This window comes from Legionella nautarum, from assembly GCF_001467895.1.
Classification (GTDB): domain Bacteria; phylum Pseudomonadota; class Gammaproteobacteria; order Legionellales; family Legionellaceae; genus Tatlockia; species Tatlockia nautarum.
Genome location: NZ_LNYO01000015.1, coordinates 1 through 524, shown reverse-complemented (window position 1 = coordinate 524; position 524 = coordinate 1). Strand labels below are relative to the sequence as shown.

Genomic DNA, 524 nt, shown 5'->3' with positions numbered 1-524 from the left:
ATATCGCCATAAAGGGTATAATTCGAAGAAAAGACGTTTACTTTGTGTTGCCGGCAAAGCGCTTTCACCTCAAAAAAAGGGCAGCCCATTTTTATACCCAAAGCCTTCGCTTCACTCGAGCGTGCAATCACACAGCCGTCGTTGTTGGACAAGACTACAATGGGTTTATTGCGCAAATCAGGACGAAACAAACGCTCACAGCTCGCGTAAAAATTATTACAATCAATCAATGCGTACATGAGTCACCCAAAGGTATGAATGACATGGATAACCACACCCCAAATCACTAAGTCTTGTTCCTCGGTAATATCTATCGCTTGGTATTGATTATTTTCAGGCATGAGTTTAATGCGCCCCTTTAAGCAGGAGAGGCGTTTAACGGTGAGTTCGCCATTGATGGCCGCAATCACAATCTTGCCATGGGCTGGGTTTAAGCTCCTATCCACAATCAATAAATCCCCTGATTGAATACCCACATCAGTCATGGAGTCCCCTGAAGCCCTCACCATGAAGGTGGATGCCGG

Annotated in this window: 2 protein-coding genes; both read right to left on the bottom strand. The window is 45.2% G+C overall.

Annotation, left to right across the window (positions count from 1 at the left end; genetic code table 11):
* On the bottom strand, positions 1-239 hold a 239-nt coding region (locus tag Lnau_RS16145), incomplete at its 3' end, for a Y-family DNA polymerase (RefSeq protein ID WP_476630069.1).
* Positions 240-242: 3 nt separating this feature from the next.
* The coding region (locus tag Lnau_RS09170) for a LexA family protein (RefSeq protein WP_157070648.1) at positions 243-524 on the bottom strand (282 nt) is incomplete at its 5' end.